Origin of the sequence: Alkalimonas amylolytica, from assembly GCF_900107845.1 — a bacterium.
Classification (GTDB): domain Bacteria; phylum Pseudomonadota; class Gammaproteobacteria; order Enterobacterales; family Alteromonadaceae; genus Alkalimonas; species Alkalimonas amylolytica.
This window is the reverse complement of the sequence record NZ_FNRM01000001.1, coordinates 301,118-317,500: the sequence shown is the minus strand read 5'-3', so window position 1 is coordinate 317,500 and position 16,383 is coordinate 301,118. Positions and strand designations below refer to the sequence as shown.

General features: G+C 54.8%; 12 protein-coding genes. 2 read left to right on the top strand and 10 right to left on the bottom strand.

Going from position 1 to position 16,383, the window contains the following annotated elements; all coding sequences use genetic code 11:
* Window positions 1-45: 45 nt before the first annotated feature.
* The 9 genes from BLW37_RS01405 to pepA all read right to left on the bottom strand — a co-directional run bounded on the left by BLW37_RS01405 (window position 46) and on the right by pepA (window position 13,448).
* The gene (locus BLW37_RS01405) at window positions 46-1,440 is read right to left on the bottom strand and encodes a Na+/H+ antiporter NhaC family protein (RefSeq protein ID WP_091339537.1); all 1,395 of its coding nucleotides are present in this window, start codon (window positions 1,438-1,440) and stop codon (window positions 46-48) included.
* A 402-nt stretch (window positions 1,441-1,842) separates the two neighbouring features.
* Window positions 1,843-3,825, bottom strand: a complete 1,983-nt coding sequence (locus tag BLW37_RS01400) for a PhoX family protein (RefSeq protein WP_091339535.1) — start codon at window positions 3,823-3,825, stop codon at window positions 1,843-1,845.
* A gap of 188 nt (window positions 3,826-4,013) precedes the next feature.
* Window positions 4,014-5,054 carry a hypothetical protein gene (locus BLW37_RS01395; RefSeq protein ID WP_091338321.1) on the bottom strand — a complete coding sequence of 347 codons (1,041 nt, stop codon included), beginning with the start codon at window positions 5,052-5,054 and terminating at the stop codon, window positions 4,014-4,016.
* Entirely contained in the window at window positions 5,051-6,106 is a 1,056-nt protein-coding gene (locus BLW37_RS01390; protein ID WP_091338316.1) for a hypothetical protein, read from the bottom strand. Before BLW37_RS01390 ends, BLW37_RS01395 begins: the two co-directional genes overlap by 4 nt.
* Before the next feature lie 351 nt (window positions 6,107-6,457).
* Window positions 6,458-7,621, bottom strand: coding sequence for a lipase family protein (locus BLW37_RS01385; protein WP_091338312.1), 1,164 nt, complete (start codon window positions 7,619-7,621; stop codon window positions 6,458-6,460).
* The gene (locus tag BLW37_RS01380; protein WP_091338308.1) at window positions 7,618-8,424 is read right to left on the bottom strand and encodes a DUF6795 domain-containing protein; all 807 of its coding nucleotides are present in this window, start codon (window positions 8,422-8,424) and stop codon (window positions 7,618-7,620) included. Before BLW37_RS01380 ends, BLW37_RS01385 begins: the two co-directional genes overlap by 4 nt.
* A gap of 206 nt (window positions 8,425-8,630) precedes the next feature.
* Window positions 8,631-11,486: a valine--tRNA ligase gene (locus BLW37_RS01375; RefSeq protein ID WP_091338303.1), complete on the bottom strand. Its 2,856-nt coding sequence runs from the start codon at window positions 11,484-11,486 to the stop codon at window positions 8,631-8,633.
* 15 nt (window positions 11,487-11,501) lie between these two features.
* Window positions 11,502-11,942 (bottom strand): DNA polymerase III subunit chi, encoded by a 441-nt coding sequence (locus BLW37_RS01370; RefSeq protein WP_091338299.1) that lies wholly within the window; start codon window positions 11,940-11,942, stop codon window positions 11,502-11,504.
* A complete protein-coding gene (pepA, locus tag BLW37_RS01365; RefSeq protein WP_091338294.1) occupies window positions 11,943-13,448 on the bottom strand; it encodes a leucyl aminopeptidase in 1,506 nt (501 codons plus the stop codon).
* Between the two features lie 179 nt (window positions 13,449-13,627).
* Between pepA and lptF the strand changes: the two genes are divergently transcribed.
* Window positions 13,628-14,737, top strand: coding sequence for an LPS export ABC transporter permease LptF (gene lptF / locus BLW37_RS01360; RefSeq protein ID WP_091338291.1), 1,110 nt, complete (start codon window positions 13,628-13,630; stop codon window positions 14,735-14,737).
* The gene (lptG, locus tag BLW37_RS01355; RefSeq protein ID WP_091338285.1) at window positions 14,734-15,801 is read left to right on the top strand and encodes an LPS export ABC transporter permease LptG; all 1,068 of its coding nucleotides are present in this window, start codon (window positions 14,734-14,736) and stop codon (window positions 15,799-15,801) included. The genes lptF and lptG overlap by 4 nt, the downstream gene beginning before the upstream one ends.
* A 38-nt stretch (window positions 15,802-15,839) precedes the next feature.
* On the opposite strand, the gene BLW37_RS01350 is transcribed toward lptG, so the two are convergent.
* Window positions 15,840-16,343: an RDD family protein gene (locus BLW37_RS01350; RefSeq protein WP_091338281.1), complete on the bottom strand. Its 504-nt coding sequence runs from the start codon at window positions 16,341-16,343 to the stop codon at window positions 15,840-15,842.
* Window positions 16,344-16,383 lie beyond the last annotated feature (40 nt).

The following is a 16,383-nucleotide window of genomic DNA, read 5'->3' as shown; positions in this document are numbered from 1 at the left end:
CCAGACAGACCTCTGAAACAGCAGGTCTGTCTGGCGATAGCTGGATTACATCATGCCAAGGGCAATAAAGCCGAAGAAGGCCAGAATGGCAGCCATTAAGGCATACGGGAACTGAGTCAGGGCGTGGCTCATCAGATCACAACCTGAGCCCTGTGCTGCCAGTACCGTCGAGTCACTGTAGAAACAGGCCTGACTGCCGAACGAGCTGGCAGAGAGCAGCGCACCAATCACCAGCGGCACATTGGCATCCACCGCCAAAGCAATCGGCATCACGATCGGGATGGAAACGGCAAAAATCCCCCAGGACGAGCCGGTGGCAAAAGCCAGCAGCGCCATAGCAACAAACACCAGTGCCGGCAGCATCTCAGCCGACATATAAGGCGCCAGGTTGTCTATGACGTACAGTGGCAAACCAAGCTGATCACAGACATCTTTGAAGGTAAAGGCGGCAATCACGGTGCAGATAGCCGGCAGCATGGTTTTAAAGCCGTGCATCATCTGATCCATCATTTCATTGAACGGCATCAGGCGCTGTGCCATATAAAGTGGCAGAGTCAGAACAAAGGTCAGGATCAGCGCAGGCCAAATGGCGGCTTCAAACCAGATACTAAAGCCAACCAGCATCGCCATCGGCAGCACAAAGTTAATCAGCTTGCCGTGCTTGCGATCGGCATGCTCGAATTCTTCTTCCATCGCCTGCATGGCGAAATCATCGCCGGTGTGGGTTTCCTGCTGCGGCGCATCCTGCTGAATGGCGCCGCCACGGGCGGCCAGTTCGGCTTTTTTCATCGGGCCAATCAGCGGCACCACACCTAAGATCACCAGTGGCACCATAATCATCGCCAGCCAGGCATACAACATGTAGGGAATGGCTGAGATGTAGGTCATAATGCCGTTCGGATCGGTATCTGGCGCCACGCCATTGGCTACCAGCAAGCCACCAAAGAACACTGCCCAGGTGGAAATCGGCACAATGACGCACATAGGTGCCGCGGTGGAGTCAACCACATAGGCCAACATTTCGCGCGACACTTTGAATTTGTCGGTGATGCGCTTCATGGTTTCACCAACGGTGAGCGCATTGAGGTAATCGTCGATAAAAATCAGCATACCAAGGAAGTAGGTCATCAGCAGCGAAGGCTTGCGACCTTGTGCATACTGCTGGGCTACCCGGCCAAAAGCAAAGGCACCGCCGGTATGCACCAACAGTGCGATCAAGGCACCAAAGCCACCGACTACCAGAATCAGCCAACCAATGGTTTCGTCCTGCATCACCCGTTCGGTGGTTTCGGCAAAGGTAAACAGACTCTCACTGGGGGAAATTAACAGTAAACCGGCCACTGCGCCCATGATCAGGGCAAAGATAGGCCGCTTTAGCCAAATCGCAACAATCAATACCACCAGGGGGGGGAGCAAACTAATGGCGCTTGGTTCAACCACAGCTGCTTCTATGGCAGCGGCCAGGGGATCAACAACCTCTTCTAACGCTTCTGCAGTGGTTTCTATGGACATAGGACGTCTCTCAATTTGATTCCGGCGGGCGGAAAAAGATCGAAAAAACCGTGAACTGGGATGCAGGATCCTGAGCACGGAACGAAACCTTGCTCTTTCCAGCCACGGACTCTGAGAAACTGCAATCATCTCAAAAGCTAACCGGACTATCCTGCCAAGATCCAACGCGAACTGCAATGAGTTGCGGGAAAAAGATGCAGCGCAAGTACAAGCTGGCCAAGGCCATTTTTTGCGCGGCAATCATAGCAAAAAAACACCGGCTGACAAGTGAAAATTTCTTGCCAGAGCCGGTGTTTTTTTATGCCTTAAATCTTTAGCAATTTAAAGGGGTTAGCTACCGATAATGCCGCCATCCTCTTTGGTGATGATCACTGTGGCGGAGCGGGGGCGGTTGGTGCGCCGATCCGGCCAGGTGCTGCTGAAACTGTAGGGGCCAGAGCCTTCGCCTGGGTGCTGAATATTGACGAACATGGTTTTGCAATCCGGTGTCATCACTACCCCGGTGACTTCGCAATCGACCGGGCCGACCAAAAAGCGCTTGATGGTGTGAGTGTTCACGTCAGCCGCTAACATGGCATTGTTGCCAAAAGGGCCTGAGCGCATCTGCGCTCCGGACATATCGGTTTGGATCCACAGCAAGCCGTTGGGATCGAACCAGAGGCCATCGGGTGAGGCGTGATGATTCTGCTCAGTAAGCATGGCATTGTGTGCTGGGGTGTAGGTATAGGCATCGCCGGATAACAGAAAAATATCCCAGTCAAAACGCTGGCTGGTGCCTTCACGCCAACGGATGATATGGCCACTGTGGTTGTTGGCGCGCGGGTTGGCGGCATCCGGGCTATGGCGGCGGCTGTTGTTGGTCAGAGTAAAGTACACCTCATTGGTGATCGGGTGCACCGCGCCCCATTCCGGCCGGTCCATTTTGGTGGCGCCCATGATATCGGCGGCCAGCCGGGTGTTTAGCAACACATCGGCCTGGCTGTCAAAGACATGGCCGGCAGCCTTGGCTTTGGCCTGAAAATCCGCATCTTCAATCTTAAGCGGCAGCCAGTCGCCACTGCCATCTTCATTAAAGCGGGCCACGTACAAAGTGCCTTCATCCAGCAAGTGTGGCCCTGCAGTAGCCGGATCGTACGGCTTGGCCGAAACATATTTGTAAATGTATTCAAAACGGGCATCGTCACCCGAATAAGCCACCAGCGGTTTGCCACTTTCTGGTTTAGCGAAAATCAACCCTTCATGAGCAAAGCGACCCATGGCGGTGTGTTTCACCGGCGTGCTTTTGGGATTGAAGGGGTCGATTTCGACAATCCAGCCAAAATTATTCGGTTCGTTGCGGTAATCGTCGCTGGCCTTGTCGGCAAAAGGGGTAGCGTTGAAACGGCTGATGGCATCGTCGCTACGACCGGCAGTTTCCCAGTGCAAAATACTGTGCTCATCGGCAATGCTGTAGCGGCGATGCTCGCGCGGCATCGGTTGCTGATGATTCACAAACAGCAGCGCCCAGTTTTCTTCGCAGGTCAGGTAGGTGCCCCAGGGGGTGACACCATGGGCGCAGTTGTTCAGGGTGCCACGGGTGCGTGTGCCATCCGGGCTGTACTTGGTGACTACCTTGGCGTGGCCACGTACCGGGCCGGTCAATTCCATCGGCGTATGGCCGGTAATGCGACGGTTCAGTGTGCTATCTTGCAGCAACTGCCAGGTGCCATCGGCCTGCTTTTTGATATGAGCTACGGAGACGCCATGAGCAGCCAGCTCTTTGTGGACTTCTTCGTGATCGCGAGGGATCCCTTTGCCACCAAAGGCATGCAAAATATTGGGATCGACGTACTCGTGGTTCATCACCAGCAAACCTTCATCCGAGCTTTGGCCACCTTTTTTAAGATCGATCGGGAAAAAGTGCATGCCATCGTGGTGCATGCCCATTTGTTTCGCTTGATCGGCTGCGCTGTGGCTGGCATCGGCCCGGTAGGCTGGCGCATCGGCCGTGAGTGGCGTGCCCCATGGCAAAAACACCTGCGTGCGGTAACCAGCGGGCACGGTGACGGTATCAAAACGATTGATTGGGATGGCATCAAAACCAAGCAAGCCGGCTGGTTGCTGCAGCAGGGCCGGAGCTGCACTTTGGTTGCTGCAGCCAAGCAAGCCTTGCCCTAAAAAGCCGGACACAGCCAGTGCTACACTGCCTTGCAAAAAACGGCGGCGGTTCAGGCGTTTATCCAACACTTCGGAAAAGTCCGGGTTGGCAGAGAAGTTGGCTTGCGGCTCTGCGCCTGATAAATCAAATAAGGGGTTTTTGGATGCCTTGGTCATAAAAGCTACCTGTCTTTTTAACTGCAAAGGCGCAGTCATAAGCTGCGCTGAAAAACCATGGATGCTAGCGGCAGTCTATGACATTGCGATGACAATTGCAGTAAGCTGGCAGCCTTTTGCGCTGGATGGCGGCTGGTTGCGCCTGAAAACGGTGTGCACTCGAGGGCCAAAACAGAGCTGAGTGCTCGTTACTGTGCCAGTTGTTGCAGCAGGCGCAGTCGTTGTTGCTCTTGCTCATCAGCCCGGTAAGGATCGTTACTCAACTGGTGCAGCGAGAAGGGTTCTAATAGGAACTCCGGCTCGGCTGAGTCGCCGTAACGGGTAGGTTGCCCCGGGGCTGGCGATAGCCGCTCCAGTTGAAAGGTGGTGAGCCAGAAAGGCTCGTCTGTGTCGGGCAGCACCGAGCGGTGTGCTCTGAGCTGCAGCGTAGTGTTACCAGACGGCAGTTCTGCTCTGGCCGTCAGCACGGCTATTGGCTGACGTCCGGCCGTCAATAAATTCGCTCTTAGCCGGTAATGGCCGGCCAGTTCTGCCTGCAATTGCACCGGGATCACCATATCGGGCCCCTCCCCATAGCTGCTTGCTATGCCGGTGATGTGCGCAACCGGCGCGCTGATTTCAAAGCCGGTACGAAGCAACAATGGCTCGGTGCTGCCATGCAATTGCACTTCGGCGGTAACACTGCCATCCCAGCTTTGCTGACTGGACAGTTGCAGCTGAAAGCCGTCCTGTGCTGGCTGCATCGCCTGTTCGGCCAGCTGTTCCCCTGTCCATTCATGCAGCAAACGCAAGGTAGCGCCCTGGGCCGAAACTCCCTGCAGTTGCAGCTTGATGTGGATGGGCTCCGGGTAGATAAAACGGTACTGACTGGGAAACAGGCTGACGCTGGCACCATGTTTCAGCGGTACTGGCTGGGCAATAAATCGGTTGGGTTCCAGCAACTGGCTATCTGCCGTTGTCAGCGGGCGCGAATAAGCCGGAATGGCGATCTCATCGGCGTATGCACTTGCCAGCCACTGCAGTTGCTGCTGCATCGGCGCTTGCTCAGGCTCTGCCTGAATGGGCAGAGGGTGCGCCACCGCTACCGGGCTTGCTGCCTGGCTTGGCTTGGTGATAGCGGCTGGGGTATTTGCTGCAGCTGCAGGGGCGCTTGCAGCAGATGGCCACAGCCACCATGCCAACAACAGGCAGCTGAGGGTTCCAGCTGCCAGTAACAGAGCTTTGTTCAATCCAGTAACTCCTGATACACCAGCTCGGATAAACTGAACTGATCCGAGCCACGCACTACCCGATAGGTGGAACGGAAAAGCCACCAGCCCGAGCTGATATCGTCGCTGTCAAAGCCATAGCCAGTCTGATCGGTAAAATTGACCGACGCATTGGCCAGTGTCACCTGGCCGCGCTGACGATCGGTCAGGATGCCATTGTGGCTGTAGTTATCGCTCATCAGCATTGGGTAGTGGTAGGGCATAAAGCTGGTTACCGGCTGACTTTGCGCCGCCAGCTTACCATCAAAGCCCAGCTGGCTGGCACAGCTGTTAAAGGCGGCCACATTTGCAGCACCACAGCTGGAGTGGCTGGCAACCACACCGTCGTCGGTGCCAGGCAAGAACAAACCTGTGGTGCCAAAGTAATCATTGCTGGCTGCAACCATACGAATGCGTGGGATGCGCGCATCCGGAAAGGCAGCCAGTTGGCGGGCACTGTTCACGCGCAAATCATTCAATACTCCCAGATTACCAGGTGAAGGAATTTCACCGAGCCACAGCGAGATGGCATAGCGCAGGGTGGCATCAATCCAACTGCCGCCGTTCGCAACATTGATGGCTAAGTCGGCCAGCTCAGAGCCGCCACCCGCCCCGGCAAAATCCAGTGTGGCGACAATGTTCAGCGGTTGCAGGCCGGCATTTTGCAGCCATAAAGCCTGATGATCCAGAATGTAACGGGTCACCAGATCACCGGTGGAGTGGGTGACAAAGATGCAGCCGCTGTGGCAGGTGCCTTGTTGTGAAAGTTGCTGTAGCACCGGCCAGGCATAGTCGCTGATGATCCGGCCGGTAATGCGCTCATGCGAAGGCCAGTCGATACGGGCGCTGGCTTTGGGCAACCAGAATTCTTGCCAGTAGTTGGCACCATCCTGTTCGACTTCCGTTTGGTTTGGTCTGCTGGCCAGTTGGGCGGGTTGAAAACCATGCACCAGTACAATGGGGTAATCGCTGGCTTCGGCTGAGCTGTGCCAGAGCGTGGCCGCTAAAACAGCGGTAGAGAGTATGTATTTCATGCAAGCCTCTATCGTTTATTGTTGTTGTTCGATACTGCTTCCCTGAACAGGTGGTTTGATGTCCGACCTGTCTAATCTAGAGCAGCTGCCACAGATTGCAAGGGCACCAAACTGGCGTCAAAGCCGCTAACCATGGGTGTTTAGCCGTGGTGCGTTTCAGTAAAAACGGAACAGCGAAGCGAGAACAAAGGCCCTGGCTGGTTAAATGGCAGGAACACTGTTTAAAGTGATTACTCGAAGTTTTTTTACTTTTTTGCAGCAATAAATCGGTTTTTAGGTTGGTAACGGTGTCGGGGCAGCGTTACCAACGAAAGCATGTGATGCTGTCAGGCTGTTAAAAAAGCCAGGGTTTTACTTAACTTGCTGAATAGCCTGGCGCACAGCTCGGTCCAGTACAGAGAGCACCTGCCGGAATACCCAGCGGATAAAGCGGGCGGTAAGTTCAATGGCTCTTATCACCCTTTTACCTGCAAAGGCCAGCATACAGGCCAGTAGTCCTTCCAAATGCACACTATGTTGTTGGTTCATGCCACTTTTTTCCAACTCTATGGCCAGATTATCGTAAAAGCTATGCACACCAGCGCCCAGCCCTTGTAAACCAAACACAAACGCAGATGCGCCTCCCGACTGGCGCAGCAGGGTGGTCAGTGCATCCCAGATTTGGTTCATCCAGTATTCGCTAAAGGTAACTTTATGGTGATCTTCACGCTTCAGAAAAACCTGGCGCTGCAGCCGTTCGCGGCTAATCAGATTGGCCCAATCGCCACGGGCACTGTTCTGGTAACAATGGGGTACCTTCCGCATCTTATGCGAGCTTACACGAATGCCGGTATCGGCGGTTAAGCGCACCACCTGGCCATTGTAAGGTGCATGGTAATAGGGCCATACCGGGGCCAGTGGCACTGGGTCATCACCATGAATGCAGCGGTAGGTGGCGTCCACGCTGCCTGGTGCCTGGAGGGCAAAGTTTTTTAGCCCTACCCGTGGGGCGCCAAAGGTGTATAAAGCTACTTTGTTGCCATAAAACTTTTTAATCCAAATGGCTGCCAGCTGCGCCAAGGCGCCGCCTAAGCTATGGCCGGCGCAATGCACAATGGCATGGGCATTGTTGCGCAATAACGGGTTTAACTGCTGCTCCATTGCCGGGCGCATGCTTTTAAACAGCTCGTAAAAGCCTTTATGGGCCTGGGTTTGGTTTTCTATAGTGACGGTGCGGGTGTTGGTGTTGCTCAGCCAATCGTAGCCGGTTTGGGTGCCACGAAAGGCGATGGCAATCGAGTTGGCATAGGGCGTGAGCGACTTCCCTTTACCAATCACCGCAAAGCCCGAGTCGCGCCGGAATAACAGGCCCCCACTGCGGCCATGGATAGCACCGCCCTGACGGCTAAAATCAAAGAATGTCTTTAAAACTCCAGTTGCGGGAGTAAATTCTGCACCTGCAGGCATTTCTATGGTGTCATAGACATCAGCAGCCAAAGCTGCGGCTATATTGGGTGTTAAAACAGGGATGCTCATCGTTGATCTTCCTTGTTCAGTTTATTCAAATAGTGCTGAAATTTTTTTTCAAAATTAGGCAGGGTGTTAAGTTTGTCTATATCGGTTTCGAGCTCTCGAATTTTGTGTAGCATGGCTAGGCCACTCTCAGCACTACTACGGACGTGAAAGCGAATAAAGTCATCTGTATCCATTTCGGATGCGTTTTGCGTTATATAGGCAAGCAGGCTATGAATCCCTCTCCAGGTCTCCTCAAGCTCTGCCGCATCCAGCTCTGCCTGCGATACAATAACTTTATCGGCATGCAAAAAGCGGCATTTGGATTGAAAGCCATGCCAATCCATATTGGGGTATTCAAGTGATTTAAGATAACTCATGGTGTACTCAGCACTCAGCTCGCAGTGCATACCATCGGTTAATAAATCGCTGGAGCGGCTTTTTAAATTGTGCGATGAGCTTAATCTAAAAAACAGGTCCTCATCCCCCTTAGTGGGGTAATCCAGCGCCAGCAATCGCACCGCCACCTGGCGTTCATGCAGTACCTCGCGGGCTTTAACGGTTTTTTCCGCAAAATAAAAGTGGCCGTCCGCATCGGTGCGGGTGCTGTCCCAGCTCCAGCTGTCTTCAAAGAAGGTACCGCGCTTGATAACCATATCCGCTTGCGGCTTATCGTGCAGAGTGATAGCACCTTTAATTTCTGGGGATACCTGCACATCAATCCGTTTAAACCAGCCAAACATACCGGCCTCCGCAGGGTTGTGGGTAAACAGGGCCAGCAACCCCACTAAGATGCACACTAAGGTGCTGCGTTGTAGGTGCCACACAAAACGTCCTCTGTGGATTGTGATTTGTGAAACTTTATCAAATTCAGTAAATAAATAGAATTAAAAAATTAACATGAGTTTTTTCTTATTGATTTGCGTTCATCGTTTAGCGTGAGGGCGTTGAATGTATTTTGGTGTTGCGAAGATTGAATGATGCAATAAAAACGGCAGCCGAGGCTGCCGTTGTCTGTTGGAGGAAACCAGCTTTATAGCGCAGCGATTTCCTCGACCTGTGCTTCCAGCTTACCAAGGCTGAGTTTGAGCTCGGCCTGTTTGGCTTTTTCTTTTTCCAGTACGGCTTCCGGCGCATTGCTGACAAACTTTTCATTGCCAAGTTTGCCATCCACCCGGGCCAGTTCCTGTTTGGCTTTTTCCAGCAGCTTGCCAAGGCGGGCCAGTTCGGCGTCTTTGTCGATGAGACCAGCCATCGGGATTAACACGTCCATGGCGCCGACTTGCTGCGCGGCACAGGCCGGCGCGGTATCGGTGCTGCTAAGCACAGTAATGCTGTCGAGCTTGGCCATCACCTGCAGGAAGTTGCGGTTTTGCTCCAGCCGGCGCAGCTCGTCGCTGCTAAGCTGTCGCAGCAAAATCGACAACGGCTTGCCCGGGGAAATGTTCATCTCGCCGCGGATGGTGCGTACTGCCAGGATCACCTGTTTTAACCACTCTAAATCCTGCAGCGCCGTCTCGTTGACTTCATCAGCCTGATACTCGGGGTAAGGCTGTAGCATAATGCTGTCGCCGTGCACGCCCGCCAGTGGAGCCACTTGCTGCCAGATAGTTTCGGTCATAAAGGGCATAATGGGGTGCATTAGGCGCAGCAAGCTTTCCAGCACCGTGACCAGAGTGCGGCGGGTACCGCGTTGGGCGGCTTCGTCGCCTTGCTGCAGCACCGGCTTGGTCAGCTCCAGGTACCAGTCGCAGAACTGGTTCCAGGTAAACTCGTACAGGGTGTGGGCGGCCAAGTCAAAGCGGTAATGGTCCATCGCCTGGCGCACGGCTTTCACTGTGTGCTGGTACTGGGTCAGGATCCATTCATCCGCCAGTGACAACGTCATGGCGCCGCCTTGCTGGCCACAATCCTGATCTTCGGTGTTCATCAGCACATAGCGGCTGGCATTCCACAGCTTGTTGCAAAAATTGCGGTAGCCTTCCAGGCGTTTCATATCCCAGTTGATGTCGCGGCCGGTCGAGGCCAAAGCTGCCAGGGTAAAGCGCAGCGCATCGGTGCCGCAGGCCTGGATCCCTTCCGGGAACTGGGTTTTGGTTTGCTTGGCGATTTTCTCGGCCAGCTTGGGCTGCATCAGGTTGCTGGTGCGCTTGGCCAGCAGGGCTTCCAGATCAATGCCATCGATTAAGTCCAGCGGATCGATGACATTGCCTTTGGACTTGGACATCTTATCGCCGTTCTCATCACGGATCAGGCCGGTGACGTACACGGTTTTAAAAGGCACCTGCGGCTTGCCATCGGCATCTTTAATCAGATGCATTGTCATCATAATCATCCGGGCTACCCAGAAGAAGATGATGTCAAAGCCGGTGACCAGCACATTGGTCGGGTGAAAGCGCGCCAGCTCCGGCGTTTGCTCCGGCCAGCCCAGGGTGGAGAAAGTCCACAGGCCGGAACTGAACCAGGTATCGAGCACGTCGTCGTCCTGGCGCAGGCTGACGCTGTCGTCCAGGCCATGCTGGCTGCGTACTTCCTGCTCGTTGCGGCCAACATAGACCTTGCCGCTGTCGTCGTACCAGGCCGGAATGCGATGGCCCCACCACAGCTGACGGGAAATACACCAGTCCTGAATATCGCGCATCCAGCTGTAGTACATGTTTTCGTACTGCTTGGGCACAAACTGGATGTCGCCGTTTTCTACGGCTTCGATGGCGGTTTTGGCCAAAGGCGCCGTGCGGACATACCACTGATCGGTCAGCAGGGGCTCAATCACCACGCCACTGCGATCGCCATAAGGCAGGGTATTGGTAATGGCTTCAACTTTCTCCAGCAAGCCGGCCGCGTCAAAGGCCGCAACAATGGCTTTACGGGCGACAAAGCGATCCAGCCCCTGAAACTCGGCCGGAATGGCGGCACTAAGGTCGCTGTTGGCTTCGCCATTGCTGTGGAAGCATTCGCCCTCGGTCAGAATAGCGGCATGCGTGCTCAGCACATTGATCATCGGCAGCTGATGGCGTTTACCCACCTCGTAATCGTTGAAATCGTGCGCTGGGGTGATTTTGACGCAGCCACTGCCTTTTTCCATATCGGCGTGGTCGTCGGCAATGATCGGAATGCGGCGATTGACCAGCGGCAGTAGCACTTCTTTGCCAATTAAGGCCTGATAGCGCGGATCTTCAGCATTTACGGCCACGGCGGTATCGCCCAGCATGGTTTCCGGCCGGGTGGTGGCGACCACCAGGTAATCTTTACCATCGGCCGTAACAGCGCCATCGGCCAGCGGGTAGCGCAGATGCCAGAAATGACCGTTTTGATCTTTGTTTTCCACTTCCAGATCGGAAATAGCGGTGTGCAGCTTCGGATCCCAGTTCACCAGGCGTTTGCCGCGGTAAATCAGATCGTCCTGATACAGCCGGACAAAGACTTCCTGCACCGCATTGGACAGGCCTTCATCCATGGTAAAGCGCTCGCGCTGCCAGTCGACCGAGTTGCCAAGCCGGCGCATCTGATCGCTGATGGTGCCACCGGACTCGGCTTTCCATTGCCAGATTTTTTCAATAAAGGCATCACGGCCCAGTGCATGACGATCGGGCTGGCTTTCAGCGGCCAGTTTGCGCTCCACCACCATCTGGGTGGCGATACCGGCATGATCGGTGCCGACCTGCCACAGGGTATTTTTGCCCTGCATGCGTTGATAGCGGATCAGTGCATCCATAATGGTGTGCTGAAAAGCATGGCCCATATGCAGACTGCCGGTGACATTCGGCGGTGGGATCATGATGCAGTAGTTATCCTGGCTGTCATCGCTGCCAGCTTTGAAGTAGCCTTTGCTTTCCCAGGCCTGGTACATGGCCTGCTCAATTTGACTCGGGTTAAAGGTTTTTTCCATCGGGTTACCTGCAAATCAGCGGGTGGACATCATCTCTGGGGTGATGCCAAGCTGACGATAGTGTTTATAGCGGGTTCTGGCCTCGGCTTTTAACTGCTCGTCGGCCGGAACAAATTCAATTATCTGCGCGAAACGCCGGGCAAAATCCGGCACATCGCGGCTTAAATTAATCAGCAACTGCCGTTGCTGACGTGGCGGCTGCCAGCTGATTTCAACTGGTGCGCCGCGGGCCGGGCCTTCGCCCGGCAGGTTATGTGGAATAAAGCGCTCGGGTTCAAATTGCCACAGCCACTCATCCAGGGTAAGTGCATCCTGCTCGTTGGCGGTCAGGATAAAAACACGTTGTTGCTGACGGTAGGCCTCAGCGCACAGCTGGCAAGCCAGTTGCCAGTGCGCCGGAATATCCGGCTGCGGCGATTTGGCATCCTCCGCCAGCTGGTAAAAGCGGACCTGCATCTAGTCCTGATCCTGACCGCAGCGGTGCAGCAGGTACTGGGTGAGCATGGGGACCGGCCGGCCGGTAGAGCCTTTGTCTTTACCACCACTGCGCCAGGCGGTGCCGGCAACATCCAGGTGCGCCCAATGGAATTTACGGGTAAAGCGCGACAGGAAGCAGGCGGCAGTAATGGTACCAGCAGCACGTCCGCCCAGGTTGCTAAAATCAGCAAAGGGGCTCTCCAGTTGCTCCTGATAATCATCCCACAGCGGCAGACGCCAGGCGCGATCACCACTGCTGTCTGAGGCATTTAGCAAATCGTGCGCCAGTGGGTTGTGATTGCTCAGTAAGCCGGTGGCGTGTTTGCCAAGGGCGATGATGCAGGCACCGGTTAAGGTCGCCACGTCAATCACCACATCCGGGTCAAAGCGCTCGACATAGGTCAGGGCATCGCACAGCACCAGACGGCCTTCGGCATCGGTATTCAGTACTTCGACCGTTTGACCCGACATGGTGGTCAGAATATCGCCGGGACGATAGGCGTTGGCATCTGGCATGTTTTCGGCGGCGGCTAACACGCCGATTACGTTCAGTGGCAGCTCCAGTTCACACAGTGCTTTCATCGCGCCGAGCACCGCCGCAGCGCCGCCCATGTCGTATTTCATTTCATCCATGCCATCGCTTGGCTTGATGCTGATGCCGCCGGAGTCAAAGGTCAGGCCTTTACCGACCAGCACGATAGGAGCGGCATTATCGGCACCGCCCTGATAACGCATCACCGTCATCCGCGGCTCATTGACCGAGCCTTTGCCCACAGCCAGATAGGCATTCATGCCCAGCTCCGACAGTTCGTCTGGGCCTAACACCTCAACTTGCAATTTGCTGTGCTGGCTGGCCAGTTGCACACTTTGCTCGGCCAGATAGGCCGGGGTGCAAATATTGGGCGGCATATTACCTACGTCTTTGCACAGCTTGGCACCTGAAGCAACCGCCAGGCCGTGTTCAACCGCCCTTTCGCCCAATGCCAGATCGCGTCGGGTTGGCACATTGAACACAATTTTGCGCAGCGGCCGGCGGGTTTCGTCTTTTTTGCTTTTTAGCTGATCAAACACGTAGAGCGAGTCCTGGGCGCTTTCCACCGCATGGCGCACTTTCCAGTAGATATCACGACCTTTGACATGCAGTTCGGATAAAAAGCACACCGCTTCCATCGAGCCGGTTTCGTTTAGGGTGCTGATGGTTTTGGCAATGATTTGCTTGTATTGGCGCTCGTCCAGCTCACGCTCTTTACCACAGCCAACCAGCAGAACCCGCTCGCTCAGCACATTGGGTACATGATGCAGTAACAGCATCTGGCCGGGCTTGCCTTCCAGATCGCCTCGGCGCAGCAGGTTGCTGATATAGCCTTCACTGATTTTATCCAGCTGCTCGGCAACAGCGGACAAACGGCGTGGCTCATAGACGCCGACCACGATGCAGGCGCTACGTTGTTTTTCCGGACTGCCACTCTTTACACTGAACTCCATGTTGACTCCTGGTTCTAACTGGACCGACTCGAAGCAACCGCAGCCATGAAAAATGCAGACTGGGTAAGAAAATGCTCGGATTTTGCGGCGCTTTCGTCGATAATAATTGTGATAAACACCAAGTTTACTCAAAAACGGCCGAGGTTTCAGCAAAAAGACCGGTTTTCAGGGGGCATTTTTTGATTATTTTCCGTTATCTGATTGGAGAAGTGGCCAAGTCGCAGCTGGCTGTCTTTCTGATCCTGATGACCATCATCATGAGTCAGCGCTTTGTGCGTATTCTGGCCGATGCTTCCGAAGGCGATTTGCCGGCGCAGCTGGTATTCACGATGGTTGGGCTGAAGCTACCACAATTGGCGCTGATTATTCTGCCACTCAGTGCCTTTCTGGGTATTTTCATTGCGTTGGGCCGGATTTATGCCGACAGCGAGATGACGGTATTGCATGCTACCGGTCTGAGTGAGCGGCGCATCGGCGTTTTTGTATTAAGCTGGTCGCTGCTGCTGGCTGTTGCTGCGGCCTGGGTCAGCATGGCGCTGAGTCCCTGGTCGATGGAGCGGGAATACGAAGTGCTGGAACGGGTGGAAAGCGATGTTGGGCTCTACTCGCTGGTGCCAGGGCGTTTTCAACAAACCTCCAATGAGCGCGCCGTGCTGTTTGTGCATGATATTGCCCGCGGCAGCGGTGAATTATCGCGCGTTTTTGTGGCGCAAAGCGAAATTCGTGACGGTAAACCGTATCATTCCATTGTTTATGCGCAAAGTGGCGCTGTGCAGGAAGACGCCAGCGGCGCCCAGATGCTGGTGCTGGAGCAAGGCCGTCGTTATGCTGGCCAACTGCAGTCACCGCCCTTTGAAGTGATCGAATTTGGCCGTTACCAGCTGCAAATCCGTGAGCAGGAAGTTGAACATCGTCGTCGAAAACTCAGTAGCCTGACCACCCCGCAATTGTTGCAACAACTGGACGATCCTGAAGCCATGGCCGAGTGGCATTGGCGGATTGCTATTCCCGTATCGATTGTGCTGCTGGCGCTGATTGCGGTGCCGCTTAGTCGGGTGAACCCGCGCCAGGGTAAATTTGGTAAGTTACTGCCTGCCCTTGGGCTCTATCTGGGGTATTACATGCTGCTGATTGTCACCCGCTCGGCGTTGGAAAATGGTCAGTTGCCGGGTTGGCTTGGCATGTGGTGGATCCACCTGAGTGCTTTGGTGATGGGGCTGGCCTTAATGGCACAGCAACACCCTTGGGTGCGACGCTGGCAGCGTCGACTGCGGGAGGCGACCGCATGATCCGCATCCTGGATATTTACCTGGGTAAAACCATTCTGGCCACCACCGCTCTGACGCTGGTGGTTTTGATGATCCTGTCCGGTTTATTCCGCTTTTTGGATCAGCTGCGCGCCATTGGCCGGGGCAATTACGATACCCTGCATGCGGTGCTGTTTAGCTTGTACAGCATGCCGGGCGATCTGGTCATGTTTTTTCCGATGGCGGCTCTGATCGGCGGTTTGGTCGGTTTGGGGTTGTTGGCCAGCAACAGCGAACTGGTGGTGATGCAGGCGGCGGGTTTATCCCGACTGAATATCATCAATGCGGTGATGAAAACAGCGGTACTGATGATGCTGGTGGTGATGGCGGTTGCCGAGTGGGGGGCACCTGCGACCGATCGTGCGGCCAGAGAGCTGCGGATTAAAGCGATCTCTGGCGGCAACCTCTTTGCGGTGCAGCAGGGCATTTGGGCCAAAGATGGCGATGATTTTGTCAACATCAAAGAGGTGAAAGACAGTGGCGATCTGGCCGGGGTGGCGATTTACGAGTTTAGCGATGAGCTGAAACTGGAAGCCATCATTTATGCCGAGTCGGCGCGTTTCAGGCAGGATGCCTGGGTGCTTCGTCAGGTCAGCCGGTTGCATTTTCATCCGGATCGGATAGAGCGGCATCAATGGCAGGAGCAGCGTTGGCGCTCGACCTTAACGCCGGATAAGCTGGGGGTAGTGACCATCAAACCCGAGATGCTGTCGTTACGGGGCTTAAGCGATTACCTCGACTACCTGCGCGCCAATCAGCAGGATACCAGCCGCTACGAGCTGGCGTACTGGCGTAAGTTAACTCAGCCCATTACCATTATCGCCATGCTGCTGATGGCGCTGTCTTTTATCTTCGGGCCGCTGCGCAGCGTGACCATGGCAGCCAGGGGCATCATGGGGGTGCTGACCGGTTTTGCTTTTTACATGAGTAACGAAGTCTTTGGCCCGGTGGCGCTGGTGTACCAGATGCCGCCGCTGCTCGGCGCTGTGTTGCCGAGTTTGTTGTTTATCGTGTTGGCGATTTATCTGATGCGTAAAAAGGTTTGAGCCGCCAGCAGAGCAGGGGCTCAATCCAACAACCGCTGTCAACGCGCTGTTTTGTACAAATTCAACTGCTTGCTTTGCTCTTTGCTGATCAGCACCATCTGAGTGTTGGTCAGTTGATCCTGCAGTGCCAACCCTTTACCCCAGCGCAGAAACAGCCAGAAATTACCTAGGCCACCCACAGCCAATAAGGCACGAAGTATGGCTTGCGCAGGCGTCAGCTGCTGGCCATTTTGCTGCAGTAGCAGTAAGCGCCAGGCTTTCATGCCCAGTGTTTGGCCGGCCCGTAGCCAGAAGTAAGCATAAAAGCCAACTCCGGCCGACAATAAGTACAGCAAATAGAGCCAACGCTGCAGGCCCTGACCAAAAAACGCGGCGGTGTCTTCATAAGCAGATAAATCCAGCAAGCCGGTATGCTCCAGGCCAATCACCAGCGCAAAGGCCATACCAGCAGCGGCCATAATCACCGCACACAGCACCAGTACATCATAAATAATGGCGGCTAAACGACGGGCAAAACCAGCCCTGGGCGCTTGTTCAAACATGCACAATCTCACCTGCTTTAGATGCGCCAGAGTGTAGCAT

What these genes read in the sequence shown, in the direction of transcription:
- BLW37_RS01350 (WP_091338281.1), bottom strand. Translation starts at nt 16,343, where the DNA reads ATGTTTGAACAAGCGCCCAGGGCTGGTTTTGCCCGTCGTTTAGCCGCC.
- BLW37_RS01385 (WP_091338312.1), bottom strand. Translation starts at nt 7,621, where the DNA reads ATGAGCATCCCTGTTTTAACACCCAATATAGCCGCAGCTTTGGCTGCT.
- lptG (WP_091338285.1), top strand. Translation starts at nt 14,734, where the DNA reads ATGATCCGCATCCTGGATATTTACCTGGGTAAAACCATTCTGGCCACC.
- BLW37_RS01390 (WP_091338316.1), bottom strand. Translation starts at nt 6,106, where the DNA reads ATGAAATACATACTCTCTACCGCTGTTTTAGCGGCCACGCTCTGGCAC.
- BLW37_RS01370 (WP_091338299.1), bottom strand. Translation starts at nt 11,942, where the DNA reads ATGCAGGTCCGCTTTTACCAGCTGGCGGAGGATGCCAAATCGCCGCAG.
- BLW37_RS01375 (WP_091338303.1), bottom strand. Translation starts at nt 11,486, where the DNA reads ATGGAAAAAACCTTTAACCCGAGTCAAATTGAGCAGGCCATGTACCAG.
- BLW37_RS01400 (WP_091339535.1), bottom strand. Translation starts at nt 3,825, where the DNA reads ATGACCAAGGCATCCAAAAACCCCTTATTTGATTTATCAGGCGCAGAG.
- pepA (WP_091338294.1), bottom strand. Translation starts at nt 13,448, where the DNA reads ATGGAGTTCAGTGTAAAGAGTGGCAGTCCGGAAAAACAACGTAGCGCC.